Origin of the sequence: Ralstonia nicotianae, assembly GCF_018243235.1 — a bacterium.
In the GTDB taxonomy this organism is placed as follows: domain Bacteria; phylum Pseudomonadota; class Gammaproteobacteria; order Burkholderiales; family Burkholderiaceae; genus Ralstonia; species Ralstonia nicotianae.
The window spans coordinates 3,143,479-3,168,661 of sequence record NZ_CP046674.1 but is presented as its reverse complement, the minus strand read 5'-3'; the positions used below and the strand labels follow the sequence as shown (position 1 = coordinate 3,168,661).

The window sequence follows — 25,183 nt, the reverse complement described above, 5'->3', positions numbered from 1 at the left end:
CGGTCCCCGCACATGTCTTCCGCTTCCCCACTCATGACTTCCGCCTCCGGCCGCATGACCGGTTTCGAGTTGCGCGCCGCCACTTCGCTGGCCGGCATCTTCGCGCTGCGCATGCTGGGCCTGTTCATGATCATGCCGGTGTTCGCCGTGTTCGCGAAGTCGCTGCCGGACGGCGGCAACACCCAGCTGGTCGCTTTCGCCATCGGCGTGTACGGCCTCACGCAAGCCGTGCTCTACATCCCCTACGGCTGGCTGTCGGACCGCTTCGGGCGCAAGCCGGTCATCGTGGCGGGGCTGCTGATCTTTGCCGCGGGCAGCCTGGTGGCGGCGTTCTCGCACAGCGTGGCGGGCATCGCGGTGGGCCGGGCCATCCAGGGCGCCGGCGCGATCTCGTCCGCGGTGATCGCCTTCGTGGCCGACCTGACGCGCGAGGAGCACCGCACCAAGGCGATGGCGATGATCGGCGGCAGCATCGGCGTGTCGTTCGCCGTGGCCATTGTCAGCGCGCCGGTCATCTTCCGCTGGATCGGCATGCCGGGCATGTTCCTGGCCATCGGCATCCTGGCGCTGATCGCCATCGGCGTGGTGCTGTGGGTCGTGCCGGATGCGCCGCGCCCGGCGGCGCACGTGAGCGCGCCGTTCCGCGAGGTGCTGCACAACCGCGAGCTGCTGCGCCTGAACTTCGGCGTGTTCGCGCTGCATGCCACGCAGACGGCGCTGTTCGTCGTGCTGCCGCACATGCTGGAGACCGCCGGCCTGCCGGTCGATTCGCACTGGAAGATCTACCTGCCGGTGATGGGTGTGTCGTTCGTGCTGATGGTGCCGGCCATCATCGCCGCGGAGAAGCGCGGCAAGATGAAGGCGGTGCTGCTGTCGGCCGTCGCGCTGGTGATGGTGGCGCAGCTGGCGCTGGGCGAGGCGCAGCCGACGTTGGCCTCGCTGACGGTCGCGCTGCTGGTGTACTTCCTCGGCTTCAACGTGCTGGAGGCCTCGCAGCCGTCGCTGGTCTCGAAATATGCGCCGGGCGTGCGCAAGGGCGCCGCGATGGGCGTCTACAACACGACGCAGGCGCTCGGGCTGTTCACGGGCGGGGCCGGCGGCGGCTGGATTCTGCTGCATGCCGGGCAGCATGCGGTGTTCTTCACCTGCGCTGGCCTGGCGGCAGCCTGGCTTATAATCGCCGGTCCCATGCGGATGCCGGCGCTGCGTCGTCACTAAAGCCGGCCGATACGGCGGCATCACTTACTTATCTTCGGAAACTCATCATGGCGTCCGTCAACAAAGTCATCATCGTCGGCAATCTCGGCGCCGATCCCGAAACGCGTTACATGCCGAGCGGCGACGCCGTCACCAATATCCGCGTGGCGACCACCGACCGCTACAAGGACAAGGCCAGCGGCGAAATGCGCGAGGCCACCGAGTGGCACCGCATCGCCTTCTTCGGCCGCCTGGCCGAAATTGCCGGCGAATACCTGAAGAAGGGTTCGCAGGTCTACGTCGAAGGCCGCCTCAAGACCCGCCAGTGGGAGAAGGACGGCCAGAAACAGTACAGCACCGAAATCGTCGCCGAGCAGATGCAGATGCTCGGCAGCCGCCAGGGCATGGGCGGCGAGGGCGGTGGCGGCGGCGGCTACTCGCGCGGCGAATCGTCGGGAGGTGGCGGTTACGGCGGTGGCCGTGCCCAGGGCGGCGGCGGTATGAGCCGCGGCGAAGGCGGTGGTGGTCAAGGCGGCGGCGCGCGCCGTCAGCAGGCGCCTTCGAATGGGTTTGAGGATATGGATGACGATATTCCGTTCTAAGAGGAACTTAGTCTAATTCTTTAAAGGAAGGCTCCGAAATTCTTGTCTAATCAATGGGTTAGGCAGGGATTTGCGGGGCCTTCTTTTTTTGACCCTATACCAGCAAACCGTACCCCAGAGAAGTCGAGACTCCGGCATGATTTTCACCATTTGAAATGGAAGACATGCCATGAAGACGAGCAAGTTCACCGAGGCGCAAATAGCGTTCGCGCTCAAGCAAGCGGAGCTGGGCACGAAGGTCGAGGCAGTGTGCCGCAAGCTGCGGCATCAGCGACGCGACGTTCTACAACGGGAAGAACTACGGTGGCGTTGGCCCTTCGGAGCTGCGTAGGATGCGCCAACTCGAAGAAGAGAATGCGAAGCTCAAGCGGCTGGTGGCGGACCTGAGCCTGGACAAGGCCATGCTGCAGGACGTGCTGTCAAAAAAGCTCTGAAGCCTTCCCGCACGCGCACGCTGATCGACGAGCTACCGAACGCCATCGCGCGAGCCTGACCAAGGCTTGCGCGCTGTTTCGCATGTCGTGCTCGGTGTACGGGTATCGGTTTGTTGCTCGCGACGCATTGGCACTGCTTGCACGCATCAAGGCGATTGCGGCCACACGTGTGCATTACGGCTATCGCCGTGTGCACGTGATGCTGCAGCGGGACGGTTGGAAAGACCATCACAAACGCGTCTATCGTCCGTATCGAGCGGAAGGCTTGTCGCTCCGGCAAAAACGCCCAAAGCGCAACAAGTCGGCGCGGCTAGCGGTCATGTCAGAAAATATTCGATACGGCGCCCTCTCGATGAGCGCTGGAGAGCAACTGGCGAACTAAACTTTAGGGGACGATGCCTGCCGCCCCGGGGAGAAGCCATGAAACGCGTGATCAAGAGTTTCCTGCTTGCCGTTGCCCTACTGACAGTGGTTAGCGGCACCGTTGGAACCTATGCGCTCCTCTCCGCACAGTCGGCTCATGCTGAGCCGTGCGGCGGCCGTGGGTATCCGCAGGGCAGTGGCGGCAGCCAGCCCTAGCCTTTTTGCAGAACGAATACCCGTAGGCCGCAATAGAGCGGCAGAAATTTCGTGCCTCAGGCGCATCGACCGTGTGATGGTGATGACTGACCGCGCCCGGGTTGTTCTCCTGATGATCGGCCCCGCCATCGCGCGGGGCCGGTCTTTCATTCCGAATCGTTCTTGTGAAAGAGCCGCTTGGTGGCCCGCTTGGTCTCGTGCGCCGCGTTCGCTACGCCATGACCGACCGTCCGGGCTGCGTTGGCGGTCGCGTGGCCGAATTCCCGCGCGGCGTGTCCCGTTTTTTTCGCGGCATCTTTCGAGCCTTGCTTGATGTCCTGCTTCATCTCGCCCAGGTCGGCGCGTGCCGCGGGGCTGAGGAGGGCGAGCATGAGCGCGGCGAGCGCGAAGTGGCGACGGTTCATGGTGTCTGTCCTCCGAACAAGTGTTGACGCTACCGCGCCTGAGCGTTGGCTTTGGCGAGCGCACCGGCATCCGGCAGGCCCAGGCCGGCCGCGTCCAGCACGACGGCGGCGCGGCCGGTGAGCAGCACGCGCTCGCCGCAGCGCACCGAGAAGCGATACAGCACGTTGTTGCCGTCGCCGCCCATGCGCTCGGCCTCGATGGTCAAGGGGGCCTCGATCGTATCCAGGCGTTCGACGTGCGCCTCGACACTGCGCACGCTGGCAAGGAAGCCCGCGCGCGGGCGGTCTTGCGCGTTGCCGAGGATGGCGCCGTGGACGGCCATGGCCTGGGCGGCGTATTCGATCCCGCAGACCGCCGCCAGCCGGCCGTGGGCACGCAGCGGGTTGTCGGGGGCGCGATGGCTGGTCGTGGTGCAGCGGATGTGCGTGTCGTCCCACGTGACGACCTGGTCGAGCAGGCACATCGCGCCGCTGTGCGGAATGCGCGCGGCGATCCAGGCGTGGTCGAGCGGCGGCGAGAGGGGGCGGTCGGTGGTCATCGCGGGAAGGCGCCGGAGGCTGTCGGCATGACGATGTCGACGTGCAGCCGGGTGTCCGGCAGGTAGTCGAGCACCACGCTCGCCGGGCGCCGGGCGGCCAGCGCTTCGAGCAGCGGCAGCGCGCGGGCGGCGGGGTTGCCCGCCCGCAACGGCTCGAACTCGGGTGAGGCGAGGGGGGTGGCGGGCGCATCGGTGAGCCGGGCATCGATGCGCGCCAGCGTGTGCGGGCCGGCCTCGGGCGCCAGCACCAGCGCCACGCCGAAGGCATCGGGAATGGGCCGCACCGCGCGCAGCGGTTCGGGGTAATCGGTGTCGAAGGCGATCAGCAGGGTGGGCACCGCGTCGACCGTCACCTGGCACAGGCTTTCGAGCAGGCCCGCGACGAAGCTGCCGTCGTAGGCGCACAGCACGTTGGACGGCGCCATGGCGCGGGTGGCGATGCTCCAGTAGCCCGCCGGCGCGTTGTGCACGGAATTGTGGAAGCGCGTCGGCGAGAGCTGGCGGTCTTCGCCCGCGAGCGTTTCGCAGATCGCGTGGCAGTTCTGGCTGTCGCCGCCGGATGCGGCAAAGACGGTGGCGAGCGTGGCGGCGTCGCGGCCGCTCGCGGCCACCGCTTCCAGGCCCACCGCCAGCGCGACGCGGACGGCGGGGCCGGTGCGGCGCCGTTCGGCCGCGGGCAGACCGGCGGGCGGCGGCAAGGCGGTGCGTTCGGGCGCGTAGGGCGCCTGGCCGGTCAGCAGGGCGGCTGCGTGCGGCCACTGGTTCAGGCCGGGCCCGAGCAGCCCGACGCCTTCGATGAATGCGCTCAGTCGGGTCATGGGGCGATGGAGGTGGCGAGGCTGTCCGCGCGGCCGAGCACCAGGCTGCAGTTGGTGCCGCCGAAGCCGAACGCATTGCTGAGGGCGGCGCGCAGGCGGGCCGGTCGGCTCGTCAGCACGTAGTCGAGCGCGAGCACCGGATCGGGCCGGGTCGTGTTGATGCCGGCGGGCAGCAGCTGATGGCGCAGCGCGAGCGCCGCGATCACCGCTTCCAGCGCCCCCGCCGCGCCCAGCGTGTGGCCGGTCGCGCCTTTGGTCGAACTGCACGGCGTGTCGCTGAACAGTGCGTTGACCGCGTGGCTTTCGGCGGCGTCGTTGCTGGCGGTGGCAGTGCCGTGCAGGTTGATGTAGTCGATCGCCTCGGCCGCGATGCCGGCCGAGGCCAGCGCCTGCTCCATCGCCAGGCGCGCGCCCAGTCCCTCCGGATGCGGTGTCGACATATGGTGCGCGTCGCTCGATTCGCCGACGCCGAGCAGCAGGATGGCCTCGTCGTGCCCGGACCGGCCGTCGGCGCGCTCGAGCAGGACGAAGGCTGCAGCCTCGCCGATCGAGATGCCGTCACGCGCCACGTCGAACGGCTTGCATGGTTGCCGCGACAGCAGTTCGAGCGAGTTGAAGCCGTACAGCGTGGTCAGGCACAGCGAATCCACGCCGCCCACGACCGCCGCGTCGATCAGGCCGGCTTCGAGCATGCGCCGCGCCGAGCCGAAGACCTTGGCGCCGGACGAGCAGGCCGACGAGACCGACATGGCCGGGCCGTGCAGCCCGAAATAGGCGCGCACGAAGGCGGCGGACGAATAGGGGCTGTGCGTGTGCGCGTAGCGGAAATCGGCGGGCAGGGCGCCGGTCTGCGGATCGCGGTGCCGGTAGGCGAGTTCGGTCTCCAGGATGCCGGCGGTGCTGGTGCCCACGAAGACGCCGATGCGCCCGGCGCCATGGCGCGCCCGTGCTGCCTCGACCTGTTCGGCGAAGCCGTCCTGCGTCAGGCCGATCTGCGCGAGCCGGTTGTTGCGGCACTCGAAGTCGCTCAGGTCGGCGCGCACGGGCTGGGCGTCGACGTCCTCGACCGCGCCGGTCCAGGTGTCGAGGTCAGCGCGCTCGAAGCGGCAGGGCGCGAGGCCGCCGCGCTGCCCGCGCAGGGCATCGAGCGTGGCGTCGAGGCCGCGTCCGAGGCAGCTCGTGGCGGTGAAGTGCGTGAGCAGGAGGGGTTTCAACGGGACGGGTCCGGTGGCGGCCTTGCGGGGCCGCGATGGGGTGGTCAATGGGACGGTCTGGGTGCCGGTCTTTTCAAATTTTATCAAGCGGCCGGGGCGGGCTGGGCCGGATGGATCGGTTCCGGCGCGATCGCGGCGCGCAGCGTTGTGCACTGCAACCGCGCATCCGCCGCCGCGCGCAGTAAGGCCGGCAGCACTTCCAGGACGACCGGCTCGCCTTGCGTGCTGCGTGCGGCATGGCCGTCATGGAGGAGCAGGATGTCGCGCGGGGCGAGGCCGCGCAGCAGGCGGCGTGTCACCACGGCGGCGTCGCGCGTGCGGGTGTCGAAGCCGCGCCGGGTCCAGCTTGCCAGCTGCAGTCCGAGCCGGCACAGCACCGGCTCGAGGAACGGATTGCGCAAGCCCGCGGGCGCGCGGAAGAACAGCGGTTGCATGCCGCTGAGCCCGGTCAGCGTCTCCTGCGCGGCCTCGATCTCGCGCCGCAGCGCGCCCGGGCCCAGCAGGGAGAAGTTGTGCCAGTGCCGCTGGCTGTGGTTCTCCACCGCATGCCCGCGCGCGACGATGGCTTCGACCAGCCGGGGGTGCCGGCGCGCCAGGTCGCCGATACAGAAGAACGTTGCCTGCGCGCCATGGCGATCGAGCAGATCGAGCACGCGCGGGGTGACTTCCGGATGCGGGCCATCGTCGATGGTGAGGGCGATCTTGCGGCCCGCGCTTTCCGGCAGCCGGGTCCAGTTGGGGCCGAGCAGCGCGCTGCTCGGCCACAGGCCGGCAGCGGCCAGCGCCAGGTGGGACGCGATCACCCCGCCGGCCGCCCACGGCCACCAGCCCGGCTGGGCCACCACCGCCGCAGCGGCGCCGGCGTGCAGCACGGCCGTGCCGGCGATGAGCGGCGTCGGCTTCCAGGGGCGCGGCGTGCCGGGCGGAATGGGCAACGGCGGATTCATGCCGGATCTCCGTGACGGGGGTGGGTCGGTGCGGGCGCGGTCGCTTGTGTCGCCGCCGGCGCGAGGATGGCGGCAAACACCAGTGCGAGGATGGCGCCGGGGCCGACGGTCAGCCCGAACGTCTCCAGCATCGGCACCCGCGACAGCGCCAGCAGGCCGAAGCCGGCCACGGTGGCGAGATTGGCGATCAGCAGCGAGACCAGGGTTTGCGGCGTCACCGGCTGCGCGCCGGCCGATGCATCCGCGCGCCGGCTGAAGAACAGCGCGTAGTTCGAGCCGACCGCCACGATCAGCAGCATGCCGATCAGGTGCAGGATGGTCAGCGGCACGCCCGCCAGCGCAAAGCCGGCGGCTACCATCAGCACGGCGGCCGCCAGCGGCGCGAGCGCGAGCATGGCGCGCCGCGCGGACCGTAGCGCGATCGCCAGCAGCAGCGCGATGGCGCCGACGCCCGCGAGCGACAGGCGAATGTCTTCGCGCACGTAGTTCACATAGAGGCGGTCGGCCTCGGCCTTCATGTCGATGAAGAGCGCGTCCGGCACGCCCGCGCGCTCGACGGCGGCACGGACCCGGGCGGTATCGAGGCCGGGCTGGCCGGCGCTGCGCGCTTGCGCGTCGGCGCTCGCGCGCAGCGGCAGCATCGCGCTCCAGCGGCCGGCGCGTTCGGTCAGCAGGGCATCGACGGCCAGCGCCATCGAGGTGCCGCGCAGGTCCGCGCGCGTGAGCAGCGGCTGGTGCCGCGCTGCCTCCACATCGGCGAGGAACGGCGCGAACCGTTCCGGCTTCACGCGGATGGGCTGATCGACCAGGGCGGCGCGCAGGCGTGCCGCGAGCGCGTCGGCGTTCGGCAGGCTCGCCAGGCGCGCACGCTGCGCGGCCTCGCTCGGCAGGAAGCGCGCCGGGCTGTCGTAGCCGCCGAGCACGCCCGCATCCACCAGCGGCTGCAACTGAGCCGACACCTTCTCGGCGCCCTCGAGCACGGCCTGCTCGCCGGCGCCCGAGATCACCACCAGATACCGCACGTCGGGCGCACCGGCGTCGGCGCGCAGGCTCGCATCGAGCGCCTGGCTCTGGGCCGGCACCGGGCTCAGGGCGGCCAGCTCCCGGTTCCAGAGCCGGTCATGGTGCAGCGCGAGCCCGGCGCAGGCGGCAACCAGCAGCGCCGCCAGCGGCCAGCGCAGCCGGGGCGCCGCCCGGGCCGCGCGCGCCAGTGCCGCGCCCAGCCGCGAGACATCCCGGATGGCGGCTTGGCCGCCGCGCAGATGCGGCAGCACGAAGCGCGTGACCAGGGCGGCCGTCGCCAGGCCCGCGATCGAATACAGCCCGAGCTGCACCAGGCCGGGAAAGCCCGAGAACAGCATCGACGCAAAGCCGCACACGGAGGTCAGCACACCGAGCCGGATGGTCGGCCAGTACTCGGCGATCCAGCCGCGCATCGCATCCGCCCGGCGCACGCCCGGCTGCGCCGATTGCACGAACAGATAGATCGAATAGTCCACCGCTTCGCCGATCAGCGTGGTGCCGAACCCGAGCGTCAATCCGTGGACGGCACCGAACGCCAGGCTGACCGACGCCACGCCCGCGGCCACGCCCGACAGCACCGGCAGCAGGCCGAGCGCGAGCGTGCGCGGCGACCGGTAGACCACGAACAGCAGCGCGACGATCAGGGCGAGGCTCAGCGTGGAGAGCCGCTCCACGTCGTGCCGGATGGTGTCGCGCGTGTCGACGGCGAATACGCCCGGGCCCGTCATCAGCAGGCGGCAGGCGGCGGCGTCGGGCAGCGCGCGCGCGGCGGCCTCGAAGGCGCCGCGCACGGCGGCCATGGCGCCGGCCTGCGCGTCGGTGTCGGCACCGGCGCCGGCGGTCTGGGCGACCAGCACGGCGCGCCGGCCGTCGCGCGAGACCCAGACGCCGTGGCGCGACGGCGGCTGCGCGCTGCTGTCGAGCTGGCTGACCAGCGCGGCCACTTCACCGGTGGGATCGCGCGGCAGCATGGCCTTGGCGACGAGGCCCGCCGACGAGCTCAGCAGGTCGAGGCTGTCGCCCAGGGCCTGGTGCAGCCCGTCGGCGGAAAAGCGCTGCGGCGTCACCGCCGGGCTCAGCAGGTAGCGGTGATCGACGACGAAGCGCTGGTCCCGCTCCCGGCCGACCGGCTCGCCGTTGCTGACCGACGCGAACCGGGCATCGCCGCGCAGGGTCGCCGCCACCCGCCGCGACAGCTCGGCGCGCACCGGCGGCTCGCCGCCCTCGATCGCGACCAGCATCAGCCGCGACACCAGCCCGTCGCGCAACTGGTCGACCAGCACGCGCTGCTCGGCGCTCGGCGAGCTTGGCAGGAAGGCGGATAGATCGGCCACGAAGCTCGCGCGGACGATCACGGCGACGCAGGCCAGCAGGCCCAGCAGCCACAGCAGCACGGCGGGCTGCCGCAGTGCGCGCGGGCGATGCGTGTCGGGGCCGGTCGATGGGCGTGGAGGCATCGGTCAGTTCGCCGGGCGGTCCTGCAGCTGCATCACCGAGCGGTCGCCGTCGGCCTGCTGGATCGCGACCCGGTGCAGCCGGTCGCGTGTGCCGTCGAGGGTGATGGTGCTGACCACCTTGAGCATGCGCGCGTCGAGCGGCGTGAGCGTGAGCGTCCAGTCATCGCCGCGGCCGGTGACGGCCACCCGGTAGACCTGTTCGAGCGCGTAGCGGTTGCCCGCGAGCGTCGCGCGGATGCTTTCGATGAAGGCGTCGAGCTCCGGGTACTGGGCCAGCGGCAGCGTGTACTTGCGCTGGTTGCGCTCGATGGTCAGCTTGTCGCCGTCGACCACGAGGTGCTCGGGCTTCGGGCTGAGCGTGTGCTTCTCCAGGTGGTCGGGCGCCGCGAACACCAGTTCGCCGGACGATTCCACGGGCTGCGCGGCGATCGCCAGGTATTTGGTTTCGACGAACGTCGCCCGGCCCGCCTTGTTGCGCGCGAGCGTGGACATCAGGCGGTCCAGGTTCCAGTCGGACGGGTTGGGTCCGGTCGCGCCGGCGGCGATGGCGGCGTCGGCCAGCGCGATGGCGGTCAGGGTGATGGCGATGGCCCCGAAGGCCCGTCGACGGATCGGAAGGAAGCGGCGCGTGGCGGTCATGCGTCAGGGGTTCCTGGTGGCGGGCAGGTCGGCGCCCGGCGGTGCGGCGTCGCGGGGCGGTGCGGCGGTCTCGGCACCCTGCCAGAAGTCGAAGTAGTTGAACCAGTTGTAGGGGGCCGCCCGGCAGTAGCGTTCGAGCAGCGCGACGTAGCGCGTCAGCGCGGCGTGCACCGCGGCGGCCCGCTCGTCGCGCCGCACGCCGGAGAAATCGGCCAGCGTCTCGAAGTGCACGTCGTAGCGGTTGCCGTCACGGTACAGGCCCGTCATGAAGAGCACGGGGCGCTTGAGCATGGCCGCCATGTGCAGCGGGCCGAGCGGGAACATGGCGGGTGCGCCCAGGAAGGCCATGCGCTGCACCGATGCGCCGGCCTCGCGCAGCAGGGTGCGGTCGGCCAGCATGCCGACCATGCTGTTGGCGTCCAGCGCCTCGTGCACCTTGAGCATCGCGTCGACGCGGCCCAGGCCGATGACTTCGGGCTTCGCGGCGGGGTTGATGGCGGCGAGCGCGGCGTTGATCTTGCGCGCATTGTCTTCGTACATGGTGATGGCGATGCGCATGCCCGGCCGCGTGCGGCCGAGGGCGCGCACCACCTCGAAGCTGCCCAGGTGCGCGCCCATCAGGAACACGCCGCGCCCCTCGGCGAGCGCGGCGTGGACCAGGCCCTCGCCCTGCAGGCGGATGTCGAACAGGTCGAAGCGTCCGTGCATCAGGTAGATGCGGTCGTGGATCGTCGCGCCGAAGGTGAACAGGTGCCGGTACACGTCGCGCCAGCGCGCGGGCCGGCCGAGCACCCGGCGCAGATAGTCGCGCGAAGCCCGGCGCGCCGACGGCGAGAACAGCATGAAATACGCGGCGGCGGCCCGCAGCACGGCACGGCCGACCGGCCGCCCGAAGCGCAGCGAAATCCACGTCATGGCGCGCAGCAGCGGCAGGTTGCTGCGCTCCTCGCGCTCGGCCCATTCGGTGCGCTTCATGGGCGCGCCGCCTCCTGTTGCGCCAGCACGCCGCTCGCGACTTCGCGCTCGCCGGCGCTGACCGTGAAGCGGATCGCCCCGCTGGCCGTGGCCTCGAAGGCGAGCGCGAGCGGCACGCCGGGCGCGGCGGGGCTGAGGAATTTCGCCGAACTGAGCCGGCAGGCGTCGAACGGCCGGTTCAGCGCCGCGCCGATCCGGCGGATCGCCTGATCGAGCAGCACGACGCCCGGCACGATCGGGTGCCCGGGGAAATGGCCCGGCAGGGCGGGGTGATCGGCGGGGATCGTGAAGGTGATCGGGGCCGGCGCACCTGCGCGGGCCCCGCGGTGCCCGTGCTGCGCAATCAGCGCCGCGAGCGCATCGCGCGGCAGCTTGCCGGTGGCATCGCGCGGCAGCGCCTCGACCAACAGCAGCGGGCGCGGCAGGAAGGCCGGATCGATGCGCTCGCGCAGGGCGTGCAGCAGGTCGGCGGCGGCAAGCTCCGGTGCGACCACCAGCGCGGCCAGGCGCGCGGGCGGCTCGCTGCCGTTGTCCGCGGCGGACGGCATGAAGAACACGCCGTCCTCGACGCCCGGTATCGCGTTGAGCTGGTGGTTCAGGTAGGCCAGCGAAGTCCGCTTGCCGGCGACGTTGATGAGATCGGCCTTGCGTCCGTGCAGCAGGAAGTGGGTGTCGTCGATCGGCTCGAGCGTGTCGCCCATCGGCACGGGCGCATCGAGGTGCGCGCCCGAGGCCCAGGTGACCGGTCCGTCCTCATCGGGCGTGCCGGCGCGGGCTTCGAGCCGGATGCCCGGCTGCAGGTGCCACGTGGCGCCCTGCGCGGTCCGTCGCGTGGCGATCTGGCCGGTTTCGGTGCTGCCGTAGATCTCGATCAGGGGCGCCGCGAGCCGTGCCTCGGCCTCGCTCGCCAGGGGCTCGGGCAGCGGCGCGGTCGCCGACAGCACCAGCGCGGCCGGCGGCAGCGCGCGCTCCGACGACAGCAGCGCACGCAGATGGATGGGCGAGGTCACCAGCACGCGCGGCTGGGGCACCGCTTCGAGCGCCGCCCGGATGTCGGCCGGATAGAACGGCAGCCGGTTGCTGAAGGCGAGGCCGCCGACCAGCGCGAGCAGCACCGTCGACTCGAAGCCGTACATATGCTGCGGCGGCACCGTGCCCACCAGCGTGCAGGCGTGCGCATCGAGCAGCCCGAGGCGCGCGGCCGACGCGCGCACGCCCTCGACGAGCGCGCCCCACGTCTTGCGGTGCGGCACGGGCGTGCCGGTCGAGCCGGACGTGAAGATATAGGCCATCACCCGCGATGCATCGATCTGCGGCACGTCGACCGGCGCATCGGCCCCCGCTGCCGGCAGCGGCTCGGGAAACCGGAAGCGGGGCAGCGCGATCGCGCAGTCGGGCGCATCGTGCAGGCAGAACACATCGGGCGCGAACGCGGCCAGCCGGCGCACGGTCTCCGGCGTCTGCGAGGCCGGCAGCAGGCTGATCTTGCCGGCGACCAGCGTCGCGCACAGGCCGACCGTGAACCGGTAGCGGTCGGTGCACGCGTTGAAGACATGCGCGCCCGCAGGCAGCGCCGCGGCCAGCTGTGCCACCTCGGCGAGGAAGGTGCGCACGGCAACCGGCGCGCCGTCGCGCCAGGCGATGGTCTGGTCGGGCGAGGCATGGAACACCAGCGGATAGGTCTGCATGGCGTGGATCAATACAGTAGCGACAGGTCGAGCGGCGCGGCGGTACCGCATCGCGCGGACGGTGGATTCATCGGGTCTGGCCTGCCCTGGCGTGCATCGACTGCCGGTAGGCCCGCACCGACTCCAGGAGGCCGGTGCGTTGCGCGGGCGGCAGCATGAGGCGCCGGCACGCATATTCTGCGACGAACATCGCGCCCGCCAGCGGCAGCGTCAGGTAGTTGGCGAAGGTGGACCACGTCACGATCGGCGACGCGGCGAACAGCAGCGTGGAGACCGCGGCCATCCCCAGGAAGAACAGCGTCCAGGCCACCGTGATCTGCCGCGTGTAGCGCGCCACCTCCGGCGCGAGCGTGCCGTGGACGATGGCCGCGAACTGCGTGCACAGCGGCGTGCGGCCGGCCGCGAGCGTGCGGCCGAACACGAACGCCATCATCAGGTTGAAGCTGACGTGCTCGAGATACAGGCCCCATTCGAAATGGCGCGCCAGCGGTGCACGCGCCAGCCACAGTGCCGCGCAGGCGAGCGCCCACAGCGGCAGCAGCCAGGCGCGATGCGCCGATCGCAGCGCCGCGGCTAGCGCGATCGCCAGCAGCGGCACGATCGCCATGGCAAGGCCGAAGCCGTGCGCACCCGGCGTCGCCGCCGCGTGGTGCGCGCCGATCTGGTAAGCGGCAACGGCGAGGACCCCGGCCGCGCCGCGCGCGATGCGGGTCAGCGCGCCCATCGTCCGCTCCCGGGCGGGTCTTGCCGACGCGCGCACCCCGGCATCATGTCCCGGCCGGCGCGGGGCGGGCGACATGGGGCGGGGCGGACTTGCGGGGATCGGCTCAATGGATGGCACTGCATTTCGGGGACATCGGCGCTGACAGGGTGGGCGCGGCGCGGGGATCGGCGATGCCCCCAATCATACGCACCTCGTTTGGCGCCAAACGTTTTGGCTGGTGCGTTCGGGCCGGCACATTCTAGTGTCCGGGCCGTCCATTGTTGCGGTTGTGCCGGCGCGGCTTTGTAACCGTTTGTACGGCCGGGCCGCCGCCGGCGTCAGGCGGGGCGGCGCCCTGCGGGGATCGGCCGGGCGGCCCGTGCGGACCCGTCACAAAGTGCGGTCCGCGCCTTGTATCTTTGTCACCGTTTGGCGGTATACGAGGGGGGACCCTTCGTCTAGAATCCGCCTACCTTAAAAGGCCCATGATGCGGGCGGGGGTGGCAGGGCTGCGCGCGACATGCACGGGACGGACCAGACGGACGTCGGTGTCTCCGGTTGCCTCCCTGCCGTGAGCTGCCCGTTTGCTTGCACGATGAACGCACTGGAAAAAGAGCTCGCCGAGCTGATGATCGGCGAACTGAATCTCGAAGACATCCAACTCGAAAACGTGTCCGCCGATACCCCGCTATATGGGGAAGGCTTCGCGCTCGACTCCATCGATATCCTGGAAATCGCGCTGCTGGTCTCGAAAAAATACGGCTTCGAACTGCGCTCTGGGAATCCGGATAACCAGAAGATCTTCGCCACGCTCGGTTCGCTGGCCGCTTACATCGCGGCGCACCGCGTGCGCTAGCATCCGGCGCGCTGCGGCGGCACCGCCCGGACACGGGGCGGCCGGCCCCGCGCATGGCCGATCACATCGGAAGTGGACCAACCAAAGGGAGTGGAGAAGCGATGCGTGCGCTCGTAACCGGGGGCAGCGGTGCAATCGGGCAGGCCGTCAGCGAGGCGCTGGCAAGGGCCGGGCACGAAGTCTGGGTGCATGCGAACCGCAATCTGGAGCAGGCTGAAGCCGTCGCGCAGCGGATCGTCGCGGCCGGCGGCACCGCGCATGCCATCGCATTCGACGTGACCGACGCGCAGGCCACCGAGGCCGCCCTGGCGCCCGTGCTCGACGGCGCGCCCGTGCAGATTCTCGTCAACAACGCCGGCGTCCACGACGATGCGCCGATGGCCGGCATGACGCAGCAGCAATGGCGCCGCGTCATCGACGTCTCGCTCAATGGCTTCTTCAATGTCACGCAGCCGCTGCTGATGCCGATGATCCGCACCCGCTGGGGGCGCATCATCAACATGGCCTCGGTGGCCGGCGTGATGGGCAATCGCGGGCAGGCCAACTATGCGGCGGCCAAGGCCGGCCTGATCGGCGCGACCAAATCGCTGGCGCAGGAGCTGGCCTCGCGCGGCATCACCGTGAATGCGGTGGCGCCCGGCATCATCGCTTCGCCGATGGCCGGGGAGGCGTTTCCGGCCGAGCGCATCAAGCAGCTGGTGCCGGCCGGGCGCGCGGGCCAGCCCGACGAGGTCGCGGGCATGGTGGCGTACCTGGCATCGGATGCGGCCGCCTATGTCACGGGGCAGGTCCTCTCGATCAACGGCGGACTGGCCTGAGCCTCGCGGCGCACGCCGGCCAGCCCTTCTCCGGTTTTTCTCCCATTGGCTGTTTCCATGTCCACGACCCGCGCTTCGGCGACGCACCTGGTGCTGATCCCCAGCTACAACCCCGGCATCAAGGTCGATGACACCGTGCGCAGTGCGCGCGCGCATTGGAACCCCGTCTGGGTCGTCGTCGATGGCAGCACCGACGGCAGTGCCGCCCGCCTGCAGGCGATGGCCGAGCGCGACCCGGGGCTGCACGTGATGGTGCTGCCGCGCAACCGCGGCAAGGGCGTCGCCGTGCTCGCCGGGCTCGAGGCCGCGGCCGAGCGCGGCTTCACGCATGTGCTGACGATGGACTCCGACGGCCAGCATCCCGCCGACCTGATCCCCGCGTTCATGGCGGCCTCGCAGGCCGCGCCCGACGCGATGGTGCTGGGCCGGCCGAGGTTCGACGCCAGCGCGCCGCAGCTGCGCGTGCAGGGCCGCCGCTTGTCCAACGTCTGCACGGACATCGAGACCCTGTGGGCCGGCATCGGCGATTCGCTGTTCGGCTTCCGCATCTATCCGATCGCGCCGCTGGTCGTGATCATGCGCCGGCAGCGGCGCTGGATGCGCGGCTTCGATTTCGATCCCGAGGCGGCCGTGCGCCTGTGCTGGGCCGGCGTGCGTCCGATCCGGCTGGATGCCCCCGTGCGGTACTTCCGTGCCGCCGAAGGCGGGGTGTCGCACTTCCATTACGGCCGGGACAACGTGCTGCTGATCTGGATGCACCTCCGGCTGCTGTTCGGGTGCCTGTGGCGCCTGCCGCTGCTTGTCGCGCGGAGGTTGCGGCGGGGCGCATAGCACGCGCGGCCCCCGGGTCCCGGCAAGATCGCAGAGGCCGCGCGTTCGCGGTGAGCACGGGCGCCGGTTGCCCAGGCTGGTTGCCTGGCGGCCGGTCGCGCGTGCCGTGATCGAGCCCGATCGATCCGTTTGAAAGGGAGCGTGCGCAGACGCGGTATCCGACGCCCCCCGTGTAACGAGCACAAGCCTGCGGCGCGGATCGTCGCGGGCTTGTTCGCGAGCGGTGTCTAGCGCCGCCGTTCCATCGCGCTGAAGACCGCCATGCCCGCCAGCATGGCGGCGACGAAGCCCCAGGCTTTCGGCGCGCCGGCCCCGAGCGCGACCAGCGCCGGACCGGGGCAGAATCCCGCCAGTCCCCAGCCGATCCCGAACGCCGCGCTGCCGAGCACGAGCCGCGCCGTGATCGCCGCGCCGGCCGGCAGCCGGACCGGCAGCCCCAGCAGCGAACGCCCGCGCCGCCGCGCGATGAAGAACGCGATGGCGCCGACCAGGATCGCCCCGGCCATCACGAAGGCCAGCGACGGATCCCAGCGGCCGGCGAGATCGAGAAAGCCGAGCACCTTGGCCGGACTGGCCATGCCCGACACCATGAGTCCGGCACCGAATAGCAGCCCCGCTGCCCATGCAATGAGGACGGCCATGTCAGCCTCCCAGCACGTGCCGCTGCACGAAGACGGTGAGAACGCCCGCCGCCATGAAGGTCGCGGTGGCCACCAGCGAGCGCAGCGAGCCGCGCGACAGCCCGCACACGCCATGGCCGCTGGTGCAGCCGCCCGCGTAGCGCGTGCCCAGGCCCACCACGAAGCCGGCCGCAAGGACTTCGCCCCAGCCCGCCCCGATGTCGGGCACCAGCGGCCGGCCGAGGGCCGCCGCCAGCACCGGCGCGCCGATCAGCCCGGCGAGGAAGGCCAGGCGCCACGCCATGTCGTCGCGCGGGCGTTCGAGCAGTCCGCCCAGGATGCCGCTGATGCCGGCGATGCGGCCGTTGAACAGCACCAGCATCGCCGCCGCCGCGCCGATGGCCAGTCCGCCGATCAGGGCGGGGCCCGGGGTGAAGTGTGCGAGATCGATCGTCATGTCTGCGAGTCTGCCATCAATTAAGGACCCAATAATATATAAATTTATAGATTGTTGGGCGGATGTGCCGGACGCTCGGGCACGGCAGCGGGACAGGCTTCGCGGGACGCGACCGGTCCGCGGGCTGCCGGCGGGCACATGGCAGGCGCGACGCGCGCCCATTGTCCGGATGGCGCAACCCCGCTACGCTGGACGTTTCTGGGCATGGGGCAGGCAATGAGCTGGCAGAACTGGGTGGTGTCGTGGCTGGCGCGCAATCGCATCAAGAAGCCGACCGAGCGCTTGCCGTTCGACCCGATCGCAACGCGCGTCAACGCAGAGACGCGATCGATGCCGATGCCGGTGCGCCTGCCGCCGGACTGGCGCATCGTTCGGGCCGACGGCGCGCTGCCCGGTGAATGGATCGAGCCGGCCGATCCCGACAGTCTTGGCGATGCGCCGCCGGTGGTGTTCTATCTGCACGGCGGCGGCTACTTTTTCTGCAGCCCGCGCACGCATCGCTCCATCACCATCGGTCTGGCCGTGCATGCACGGGCGCGCGTGTTCGCGCTGGATTACCGCCTGGCGCCCGAGCATCCGTTTCCCGCAGCCGTGCTCGATGCGCTGGCCGGCTATCGGGGCTTGCTGGCGCAGCGGGTCGCGCCGTCGCGCATCGTGGTGGCGGGGGATTCGGCGGGCGGCGGGCTGTCGCTGGCGCTGCTGGTGGCCCTGCGCGATGCCGGCGATCCGCTGCCGGCCGGCGCGATCCTGTATTCGCCGTGGACCGATCTGGCCGCCACCGGCGCCAGCCTGGTCGAGAACGATGCCTCCGACGTGATGTTCCGCGGTGCCTGGATGGCGCGCGGCGCGACGCTCTATCTGGGCGACTCCGGCGTGCCGGCCGACCATCCGCTGGCCTCGCCGCTGTACGCCGATTTCACCGGGCTGCCGCCGCTGCACTGCTATGTCAGCACCAGCGAAGTGCTGCGCGACGATACCCTCCGGATGGCCGAGCGGGCGCGCGCCGCGGGCGTATCCGTTTCGGTGGAATTGGGCCGGCGGCTCCCACATGTGTGGCCGATCTTCTATCCTTTCTTACCAGAGGCGCGCAAGGCGCTGCGGCAGTCCGGCGATGCGGTGCGTCGCATGACGGCGGGCCGCGCGGTGCCGGCGGAATGCGCGCCGGCATGACACAGACACAGACGGCGCCCGAAAAGCGCTGCATGCACGAATGGAATGGCATCGAACGGGGAGCCCATCATGCGTCGGGTGATGGCATTGGTGTTGGCGTTGGCTGCGGTGGCCGGCGCATGGCAATGGAGCCGGCATGACCGCGCGCGGCTGACGCATGTCCGGTTTTCGCCGATCGAGACCGTGGCCGCGGCCACCGACACGCCGCCGGGCGGCACGCCCCTGCCGATGGGCGCATCCAAGAGCTATTGGCTGAAGACTTGCGATGAGCGGCTGGGGCCGATGCATGTCACCGTGCGCACCAACGAGACGCCGCTGGCCTTCACCAACGACCGCTCCGTCGATCAGCTCACCGCCGAGGCCCCGCCCTATGACCGTGCCTCGCGCGTGCTGGGCAAGACGTACGCCACGCTGGCTGCGCAGTTCGCCGTCACGACCCGCTACATCGCCCTGCCGACGCAGCCGCCGACCACCTGCCTGCGGCCGTCGGTTGACGTGGTGCTGATCTTGAGCGATTTCCGCGTGACGGTGGCGCGCGAGTTCGCGCCGGGCTCGTGCGCCTACGAGGCGATCCGCGCGCACGAGATGCGGCATGTGGCCGTGAACCGGGCCGTGCTGCCGCGCGCGGCCGAGCTCATCCGCCAGGAGATTCAGCGCGAATACGGCGGTCGCCTGTACTTCGGCGATCCGGACCGCATGGCCGCCGAACTTGAGGCGGCACTCTCGCGCCACTGGCTGCCGCGCGCGCGGTCGCTGATCGAACTGGGGCTGCAGGCGCACGAGCAGATCGACACGCCCCAGGAGCAGGACCGCATGAGCCGGGTGTGCAACGGGGACGTGCAGGCCGTGCTGCAGCAGCTCTCGCGTAGCTGACGCAGTTGATGCGCCGTGGCAGCGGTGCGTGCGCGTCAGGCCGCCGGGCGATGCGCCATGCGCGCCTGCAGCTGTTCGACGGCCTGCTGCGCGACGGTCTCCTGCGGCAGCGCAATGTCCACCACGATGGCGTCGGCGGGCTCTTCCAGCGCGTCGAACTGGCTGCGCAGCAGCACCGGGTTGAAGAAGTGATCCTGGCGGGCGGCCAGGCGGTTCCGCAGCAGCTCGAAGTCCCCTTTCAGGTAGACGAACGCCGTGCTGCCCGACGGGCCGCGCAGCACGTCGCGGTACCGTTCCTTGAGCGCCGAGCACGCCACCACCAGCGAGCGGCCGCCGGCCGTGGTCTCGTCCATGTAGGCGCGGATGGTTTCGAGCCAGGGCTTGCGGTCGTCGTCGTTGAGCGGGATGCCGGCGTGCATCTTGGCGCGATTGGCCTCGCTGTGGAATTCGTCGCCGTCGCGGAAGGTGCACCCCAGCCGCTCGGCAATCATGCGGCCCACCGTCGACTTGCCGCACCCCGACACACCCATCACCACAACGATCATCGCCAATCCCATCCGAAACGTCAGGCGGGCATGGTAGCGCGTCGGCGGTGGCCGGCCCGGATTTTTTCTGCTGCGATGCAGCAATGCTCAGGCCTCGTCGTCCATCCGCGAGCCGATTGCCAAACGCGCCGGGCTGCGTCAAATTGCAGGCTGCTGTACGCAGAGGCAACCCAAACCAGGCCCGCACAGAACGCGGCCGGTGCCGAATCCATACTGGAGGAGACGTCCATGGCTGGTGAAGCGTTCGATCCGCGTCCGCGCGGCGGTGTGTCGTCCGTGGTGGGCGATATGTCGGTGCCGCTGGCGCACGTGAGCGTGCCCGCGTTGCTGGCGGACACGGTGCGCCGCTGTCCCGATGCGCAGGCGGTGGTGTTCCGGGAGCAGGGCGTGCGCTGCACGTGGCGCGCGTTCGCCGAGCAGGTCGATGCGCTGGCCGCCGGCCTGCACGCGCTGGGGCTGCAGCGCGGCGAGCGCATCGGCATCTGGTCGCCCAACCGCTACGAATGGGTGCTGACGCAGTTCGCCACCGCGCGGCTCGGGCTGATCCTGGTCAACATCAATCCGGCCTACCGGCTCACGGAGCTGGAATACGCGCTCAACAAGGTCGGCTGCAAGGCCATCGTGGTGGCCGAGGCGTTCAAGACCTCGCGCTATCTGGAGATGCTGCAGACGCTGGCACCCGAGCTGGCCACGGCGCAGCCGGGTGCCCTGCGGGCCGCGAAGCTGCCGGCGCTGCGCTGGGTCATCCGGATGGGCGAGGGGGCCACGCCCGGCATGATCCGCTTCGACGAGGTGATTGCGCGCGGGCAGGGCGTACCCGCCGGCACGCTCGACGCCATCACCGCCGCGCTGTCGCCCGATGATGCGATCAACATCCAGTTCACCAGCGGCACCACCGGCGCGCCCAAGGGCGCCACGCTCACCCACGTCAACATCGTCAACAACGCGCGCTTCGTGGCCATGGCGATGAATCTGCAGGGCACGGACCGCCTGTGCGTTCCGGTGCCGCTGTACCACTGCTTCGGCATGGTGATGTCGGTGCTCGCCTGCGCCGCCACCGGTGCGTGCATGGTCTTCCCGGGCGAGGCCTTCGACCCGCTCGCCACGCTGCGCGCCGTGGCCGAGGAGCGCTGCACCGCGCTGCACGGCGTGCCGACCATGTTCATCGCGCAGCTCGATCATCCCGAATTCCCCGGCTTCGATGTGTCCAGCCTGCGCGGCGGCATCATGGCCGGCTCGCCGTGTCCGATCGAGGTGATGAAGCGCGTGGTGGCCGAGATGCACCTGCGCGAGATCACCATCGCCTACGGCATGACGGAGACCAGCCCCGTGTCGTTCCAGAGCGCCGTGACCGATCCGCTCGACAAGCGCGTGACCACCGTGGGCCGCGTCCAGCCGCACCTGCAGGTCAAGCTGGTGGACGGCGCGGGCGAGGTGGTGCCGGTGGGCGAGAAGGGCGAGCTGTGCACCAGGGGCTATTCGGTGATGCTCGGCTACTGGGACGACGAGGCCAAGACCGCCGAGTCCATCCAAGACGGCTGGATGCGCACCGGCGATCTCGCCACCTTCGACGCCGACGGCTACTGCAACATCGTCGGCCGCGTGAAGGACATGCTGATCCGCGGCGGCGAGAATGTGTACCCGCGCGAGATCGAGGAATTCCTCTTCCGCCACCCGAAGGTGCAGGCCGTCAACGTGTTCGGCGTGCCCGATCCGAAGTACGGCGAGGAAGTGTGCGCGTGGATCGTGCTCAAGCCCGGCCAGCAGGCCACGCAAGAGGAGATCCGCGAATTCTGCCAAGGACAGATCGCGCACTACAAGATCCCGCGCTACATCCGCTTCGTCACCGAGATGCCGATGACGGTGACGGGCAAGGTCCAGAAATTCGTCATGCGCGAGCGCATGATCGAAGAGCTCAGGCTGACTGTGGCTGCCACGGCCTGATACGGCGGCGCGCGGTTTCTCGGATGAAATGCCGATCCGCCGCACACCGCATGTCGTTGGCGTGACGCCGCGCACGATGCGCCCGGCATCGTGCGCGGGCCGGCAATTCGGCTGTCCGGCATCGCCCCCGCCGAAACCGTTGCCCTGCCTGTTTCTCGGTGATGTCGTGCCGAAGGCCGGACAGGTGTGCGCGATGCCCGCGCGGCCGGCGCCTGTCCCGCGGTTGCCGTGCCGCAACATGCGAGTGCCTGCGGGGATGCTTGCTGGCCGGCCTGCCTGCCTACATCGAATGAATGTGCGCGGGCCCGGTTGTATCAGGCCCGAAACCCGGTCGCTGCCTGCGCATTGAAGCGTGCGCACCGGCGGCATCCGCAGGCGGCGCGCGGCGCTTCGCGCGATGCGCCGACGTTCGCGCGGCACGGCGGCGCGCTGGACTGTTACAGCCGCGCAACCGAATCGCTCCGATTCCCGCGCCAAAGAATGTACGTCCCGACACATTTGCGCGGCACTGCGCACGCGGGCGGCCGCGGGCTTTCCGATTCCTCCACGTTTTCAATTGGTTAGCGATCCGCTGTGCGGCCGGCCTCGCGGATGGCACCGAATATGCGAACAGCCGCCCCGGGGTGGGTGAGGTCTCCCAGTGCAGCAAGCAAACCGCCCCTTCTCTCTTTCTGGAGTGCGCTATGAAGAAGACGTTACTGGCCACCGCCATCGCCATGGGATTGGGGGTCTCTGGCGCGGCATGGGCCGACATCGGGAACACGGCGTCCGGCGCGGGTGACAAGACCCAAACCAACACGTCCACCATCACCAACACCACGACAACGACAACGACCGACACCAGCTCGCGTACGAGCACACGGAACACAGACAACTCCAACCAGAACAACGACCAAAGCCAGGGCAGCAACCGCGACAACAGCGGCTGGGCACACGCCGAAGGCTATGGCACCGCGGCCGCCAACAACGGTGGTACCGCAGTGTCCACGTTCAGCAATTCCTTCAACACCAGCAAGGCCATCGCCATTTCCCGGCTGGATGGCGCGGTGAGCAACATCAGCGTTTCCGGGATCGGCAATGTCGCGACCAATACCGGCACGGCCAACGGCGGCAGCGGCGGCAGGGGTGGCTACGGCTATGGCGGCAGCGGCACCGGCGGCAGCGGTGGGGCTGGCGGCGCGGGCGGCAGCGGCGGCTCGGGTGGCAGCTCGGGCAGTGTCACGCACGGCAGCGCGACCAATGGCGGTGCGACGGCGGGCAACGGTGCCATGGGCGGGAGTGCCGGCGGCAACGCGGGCAGCGGTGGCGCGGGCGGTAGCTCCGGCACGCTCTCGGCCAGCCTTGGCGCGGGCCTGGGCGGCTGGGCCGGCAGTGCCAGCGCAGCCGGTGGCGGCGGTGGCGGCAGCGGTGGCGGTGCCGGCGCGGCTGGCGGCGATGCCAATCGTCACCATGGCTCCGGCACGGCGACCGGCGGTGCCGCCGGCGCGGCCGGCGGTGCGGGCGGCGCAGGCGGCTCGGTCAGCAGCGGCGCGTCGTCGGCCTCGGGCGGCGCGGGCACCGGCACGAGCGCGGCGACGGGCTCGAGCACGGGCGGCGCGGGTGCCGCGGGCGGCATGGCCACCAACGTTGCCGGCGCAGGCGGCGCGGGCGGCGGCGCGGCCAACGGCAGCGCGACCAACGGCTCGGCTTCGACCACCGCGGGCAACGGCGCGACCGGTGCCGTGGGTGCCGCGGGCGGCATGGGCGGCACCGGCAACGGCGGTGTCGGCAATGGCGCGGTCGGCGGTGCGGGTGGCGCTGGCGGTGCGGTGGCCGTGGATGCGGGCACCTTCAACATGTCCAACGCCATGACCAGCGTCGGCCAATCCGCTGCGGGCGTGATGGTCGCCAATCAAAACAGCGGCTTCGCTTCGCTGGTGCAGCAAAGCATCAACGTGCAGGCCAACCTGAATGTCGGCAAGTAAGCGGCCGTCAGGCTTGAGCGGGGAAGTGCCGCCGCCGGCGCGCGAGCAGTGAAGGCGGGCGCCGGCGGCGGAAGGTCGGGCCGGACCGCGGGCAAGCGGCCCGGCCCGGGTCGGAACGTGAAGGAGGCGCTCGATGCGATCCGACAACGCAGCAGGACTGGCGGCATGGCTGTGCGCATGCGGCCTCGCGGCATGGCCCGCGGCGATGGCAATGGCGGCGGACGATGTCCCGGTCGCGGACGCGTCCTTGCAGCCCAGCGTGGAGGCGGCGCGTCCCCCGGTCGCCGCGGCCACGGTGGTGCAGGGATTCGGCCAGGCGGTGGAGGCATCTGCGCTCGAAGGTTATCGCGGCGGGACGCAGCCGCTGTACCAGACCGTCAACGACGCCAGGCTGTCCGGCACCGTGACGGACAACGCCGCCATCAACGTGGCGACGGGGGCGAACATCGTGCGCGACGGCTCCTTCGCCAATGCGAGCGGGATTCCCACGGTCATCCAGAACACCGGCGCGAACGTGCTGATCCAGAACGCCACCATCGTCAACGTGCAGTTCCGGCCCTGACCGCGCGACGGGGATGACGCCATGCGTGGGATGGGGTGGGCGACGCTGCTGGCGATGGCAGGGGCGCTGGCGCCGCTGATGGTGCCGGCACCGGCGCGCGCCGGCTCGATCGACATGCCGGGCGCGGGCGGCGCGCTGTACACCGTGCCGGTCACGAGCATGAAGGAGATGCGCTTCCTGCGCACGATCCGGCAGCGCTTCGATTTCAGCTGCGGCTCGGCCGCGGTGGCGACGCTGCTGACGTACCAGTACGGCTATCCGGTCAGCGAACAGGTCGTGTTCGAGGCCATGTACCGGCATGGCAACCAGGAGAAGATCCGGCGCGAGGGGTTCTCGCTGCTCGACATCAAGCGCTATCTCGAGTCGCAGGGCTTCGAGGCGGACGGCTTCGAGCAGCCGCTGGATGCGTTGAAGGATGCCCACCTGCCCGCCATCGTGCTGCTGAGCGAGAACGGTTACCACCACTTTGTCGTGGTCAAGGGCGTCCAGGCGGGGCGCGTGCTGGTCGGCGATCCGGCCATGGGCACGCGCGCGATTCCCCGTGCCAGCTTCGAGGGCATGTGGGACAACCATTTGCTGTTCGTCATCCACAACCGCGAGGAACGCGCCGCGTTCAACACCGGAGCGGATTGGCGCGTCGCGCCGCGCGCGCCGCTGGCCGAAGGGCCCGAGCGCAGCGGCCTGGGGAACATCGTCATCCCCAAGCACGGTCCGGGCGATTTCTGAGGCGGACCGCGCGCTGGAGGGCATCATGGGACGGTTGGCATGGACTGCTTGCGCGGTCGGCCTGCTCGCCTGCGCCGGCTCGGCGCCGGCCTGGGCGGGCGGGCTGGACGCCTGCCTGGACTGCATGGACGGCACGGAAGGCGCGCGGCCGAACCCCGTACATGCGTGGACGGCCGTGTCGGAAGACCGGCTCGACGACATGCGCGGCGGCTTCGACATTCCCAGCGTGGACAACCTGCGGATCTCGTTCGGCATCGACCGCGCCGTCTACGTGAACGGCGCCCTGACGACGAGCGTGTCGGTCAACATTCCCGACGTGGCGCGCATGACGGCCGACCAGGCGCGTCAGCTGGCGGCGGTCGCCAACACCGTCAGCCTGGTGCAGAACGGGCCCAACAACGCGTTTTCGCCGGATGCCGTCGCCGGCGCCACCGCGGCCGCGACGGTGATCCAGAACACGCTGAACAACCAGACGCTGCAATCGCTCACCACCATCAACGCCGCCGTCAACAGCCTGCCGCAGTTCCGGCAACTCAATCTCGGCAACCTCCTGCAGAACGCGCTGACGAACGTGGTCAACCCGCACTGAGCGGGCCGG

The 25,183-nt window shown here is 70.4% G+C and carries 25 protein-coding genes and 1 pseudogene; 13 read left to right on the top strand and 13 right to left on the bottom strand.

Annotated elements, in window-relative coordinates; all coding sequences use genetic code 11:
- The first annotated feature begins 54 nt into the window (after positions 1-54).
- The 3 genes and pseudogenes from GO999_RS14565 to GO999_RS24755 all read left to right on the top strand — a co-directional run.
- Positions 55-1,218, top strand: coding sequence for an MFS transporter (locus tag GO999_RS14565; protein WP_016726609.1), 1,164 nt, complete (start codon positions 55-57; stop codon positions 1,216-1,218).
- Positions 1,219-1,265: 47 nt separating this feature from the next.
- Positions 1,266-1,799, top strand: a complete 534-nt coding sequence (locus tag GO999_RS14560; RefSeq protein ID WP_138929578.1) for a single-stranded DNA-binding protein — start codon at positions 1,266-1,268, stop codon at positions 1,797-1,799.
- A 169-nt stretch (positions 1,800-1,968) separates the two neighbouring features.
- Positions 1,969-2,543 (top strand): annotated as a pseudogene (locus tag GO999_RS24755) (transposase); the annotation flags it as partial.
- A 415-nt stretch (positions 2,544-2,958) separates the two neighbouring features.
- Here GO999_RS24755 and GO999_RS14545 read toward each other — a convergent pair.
- The 10 genes from GO999_RS14545 to GO999_RS14500 form a co-directional block, all read right to left on the bottom strand.
- Positions 2,959-3,216: a hypothetical protein gene (locus GO999_RS14545; protein ID WP_011000385.1), complete on the bottom strand. Its 258-nt coding sequence runs from the start codon at positions 3,214-3,216 to the stop codon at positions 2,959-2,961.
- A 29-nt stretch (positions 3,217-3,245) separates the two neighbouring features.
- On the bottom strand, positions 3,246-3,755 hold the full coding sequence (locus GO999_RS14540) for a hotdog family protein (RefSeq protein WP_016724277.1): 510 nt from the start codon (positions 3,753-3,755) through the stop codon (positions 3,246-3,248).
- Entirely contained in the window at positions 3,752-4,573 is an 822-nt protein-coding gene (locus GO999_RS14535; RefSeq protein ID WP_011000387.1) for a beta-ketoacyl synthase chain length factor, read from the bottom strand. The genes GO999_RS14540 and GO999_RS14535 overlap by 4 nt, the downstream gene beginning before the upstream one ends.
- Positions 4,570-5,787: a beta-ketoacyl-[acyl-carrier-protein] synthase family protein gene (locus GO999_RS14530; protein ID WP_211906335.1), complete on the bottom strand. Its 1,218-nt coding sequence runs from the start codon at positions 5,785-5,787 to the stop codon at positions 4,570-4,572. Before GO999_RS14530 ends, GO999_RS14535 begins: the two co-directional genes overlap by 4 nt.
- Positions 5,788-5,870: 83 nt before the next feature.
- The gene (locus GO999_RS14525) at positions 5,871-6,734 is read right to left on the bottom strand and encodes a polysaccharide deacetylase family protein (RefSeq protein ID WP_211906334.1); all 864 of its coding nucleotides are present in this window, start codon (positions 6,732-6,734) and stop codon (positions 5,871-5,873) included.
- Complete coding sequence (locus GO999_RS14520) at positions 6,731-9,214, bottom strand: MMPL family transporter (protein ID WP_211906333.1); 2,484 nt, start codon at positions 9,212-9,214, stop codon at positions 6,731-6,733. The genes GO999_RS14525 and GO999_RS14520 overlap by 4 nt, the downstream gene beginning before the upstream one ends.
- 3 nt (positions 9,215-9,217) lie before the next feature.
- Positions 9,218-9,853, bottom strand: coding sequence for an outer membrane lipoprotein carrier protein LolA (locus GO999_RS14515; RefSeq protein ID WP_011000391.1), 636 nt, complete (start codon positions 9,851-9,853; stop codon positions 9,218-9,220).
- 3 nt (positions 9,854-9,856) lie between these two features.
- Positions 9,857-10,828, bottom strand: coding sequence for a lysophospholipid acyltransferase family protein (locus GO999_RS14510; protein WP_019717502.1), 972 nt, complete (start codon positions 10,826-10,828; stop codon positions 9,857-9,859).
- A complete protein-coding gene (locus GO999_RS14505) occupies positions 10,825-12,516 on the bottom strand; it encodes an AMP-binding protein (RefSeq protein WP_058907474.1) in 1,692 nt (563 codons plus the stop codon). Before GO999_RS14505 ends, GO999_RS14510 begins: the two co-directional genes overlap by 4 nt.
- Positions 12,517-12,583: 67 nt before the next feature.
- Complete coding sequence (locus tag GO999_RS14500; RefSeq protein WP_071507124.1) at positions 12,584-13,240, bottom strand: COG4648 family protein; 657 nt, start codon at positions 13,238-13,240, stop codon at positions 12,584-12,586.
- A gap of 574 nt (positions 13,241-13,814) precedes the next feature.
- Between GO999_RS14500 and apeE the strand changes: the two genes are divergently transcribed.
- The 3 genes from apeE to GO999_RS14485 all read left to right on the top strand — a co-directional run bounded on the left by apeE (position 13,815) and on the right by GO999_RS14485 (position 15,724).
- Positions 13,815-14,075 carry an ApeE family acyl carrier protein gene (gene apeE / locus GO999_RS14495; RefSeq protein WP_016724058.1) on the top strand — a complete coding sequence of 87 codons (261 nt, stop codon included), beginning with the start codon at positions 13,815-13,817 and terminating at the stop codon, positions 14,073-14,075.
- A 101-nt stretch (positions 14,076-14,176) separates the two neighbouring features.
- A complete protein-coding gene (fabG, locus tag GO999_RS14490) occupies positions 14,177-14,893 on the top strand; it encodes a 3-oxoacyl-ACP reductase FabG (protein WP_011000396.1) in 717 nt (238 codons plus the stop codon).
- 57 nt (positions 14,894-14,950) lie between these two features.
- Positions 14,951-15,724 (top strand): glycosyltransferase family 2 protein, encoded by a 774-nt coding sequence (locus GO999_RS14485; protein ID WP_211906332.1) that lies wholly within the window; start codon positions 14,951-14,953, stop codon positions 15,722-15,724.
- 227 nt (positions 15,725-15,951) lie between these two features.
- Here the strand turns inward: GO999_RS14485 and GO999_RS14480 are convergent, their stop codons facing one another.
- Both GO999_RS14480 and GO999_RS14475 read right to left on the bottom strand, forming a co-directional pair.
- Complete coding sequence (locus GO999_RS14480; RefSeq protein WP_020831200.1) at positions 15,952-16,365, bottom strand: YeeE/YedE family protein; 414 nt, start codon at positions 16,363-16,365, stop codon at positions 15,952-15,954.
- Position 16,366: 1 nt separating this feature from the next.
- Positions 16,367-16,801, bottom strand: a complete 435-nt coding sequence (locus GO999_RS14475) for a YeeE/YedE family protein (protein WP_011000399.1) — start codon at positions 16,799-16,801, stop codon at positions 16,367-16,369.
- Positions 16,802-17,017: 216 nt separating this feature from the next.
- Here GO999_RS14475 and GO999_RS14470 point away from each other — a divergent pair, with 216 nt between their 5' ends.
- Together GO999_RS14470 and GO999_RS14465 are read left to right on the top strand one after the other, a co-directional pair.
- Positions 17,018-17,971 (top strand): alpha/beta hydrolase, encoded by a 954-nt coding sequence (locus GO999_RS14470; protein WP_019717506.1) that lies wholly within the window; start codon positions 17,018-17,020, stop codon positions 17,969-17,971.
- Between the two features lie 69 nt (positions 17,972-18,040).
- Positions 18,041-18,844 (top strand): hypothetical protein, encoded by an 804-nt coding sequence (locus GO999_RS14465; protein ID WP_011000401.1) that lies wholly within the window; start codon positions 18,041-18,043, stop codon positions 18,842-18,844.
- 35 nt (positions 18,845-18,879) lie between these two features.
- Here GO999_RS14465 and GO999_RS14460 read toward each other — a convergent pair whose 3' ends face one another.
- Positions 18,880-19,389: a gluconokinase gene (locus tag GO999_RS14460; RefSeq protein WP_016726619.1), complete on the bottom strand. Its 510-nt coding sequence runs from the start codon at positions 19,387-19,389 to the stop codon at positions 18,880-18,882.
- A gap of 228 nt (positions 19,390-19,617) precedes the next feature.
- Here GO999_RS14460 and GO999_RS14455 point away from each other — a divergent pair, with 228 nt between their 5' ends.
- From GO999_RS14455 to GO999_RS14435, 5 genes are all read left to right on the top strand, one after another.
- Positions 19,618-21,333, top strand: coding sequence for an AMP-binding protein (locus tag GO999_RS14455; protein ID WP_058907476.1), 1,716 nt, complete (start codon positions 19,618-19,620; stop codon positions 21,331-21,333).
- Positions 21,334-22,016: 683 nt separating this feature from the next.
- Positions 22,017-23,297: a hypothetical protein gene (locus GO999_RS14450; RefSeq protein ID WP_165591614.1), complete on the top strand. Its 1,281-nt coding sequence runs from the start codon at positions 22,017-22,019 to the stop codon at positions 23,295-23,297.
- A gap of 133 nt (positions 23,298-23,430) precedes the next feature.
- A complete protein-coding gene (locus GO999_RS14445) occupies positions 23,431-23,859 on the top strand; it encodes a hypothetical protein (RefSeq protein WP_011000405.1) in 429 nt (142 codons plus the stop codon).
- Between the two features lie 21 nt (positions 23,860-23,880).
- Positions 23,881-24,585 carry a C39 family peptidase gene (locus GO999_RS14440; RefSeq protein WP_016724053.1) on the top strand — a complete coding sequence of 235 codons (705 nt, stop codon included), beginning with the start codon at positions 23,881-23,883 and terminating at the stop codon, positions 24,583-24,585.
- A 25-nt stretch (positions 24,586-24,610) separates the two neighbouring features.
- On the top strand, positions 24,611-25,174 hold the full coding sequence (locus GO999_RS14435) for a hypothetical protein (protein ID WP_011000407.1): 564 nt from the start codon (positions 24,611-24,613) through the stop codon (positions 25,172-25,174).
- The last annotated feature ends 9 nt before the right edge of the window (positions 25,175-25,183 follow it).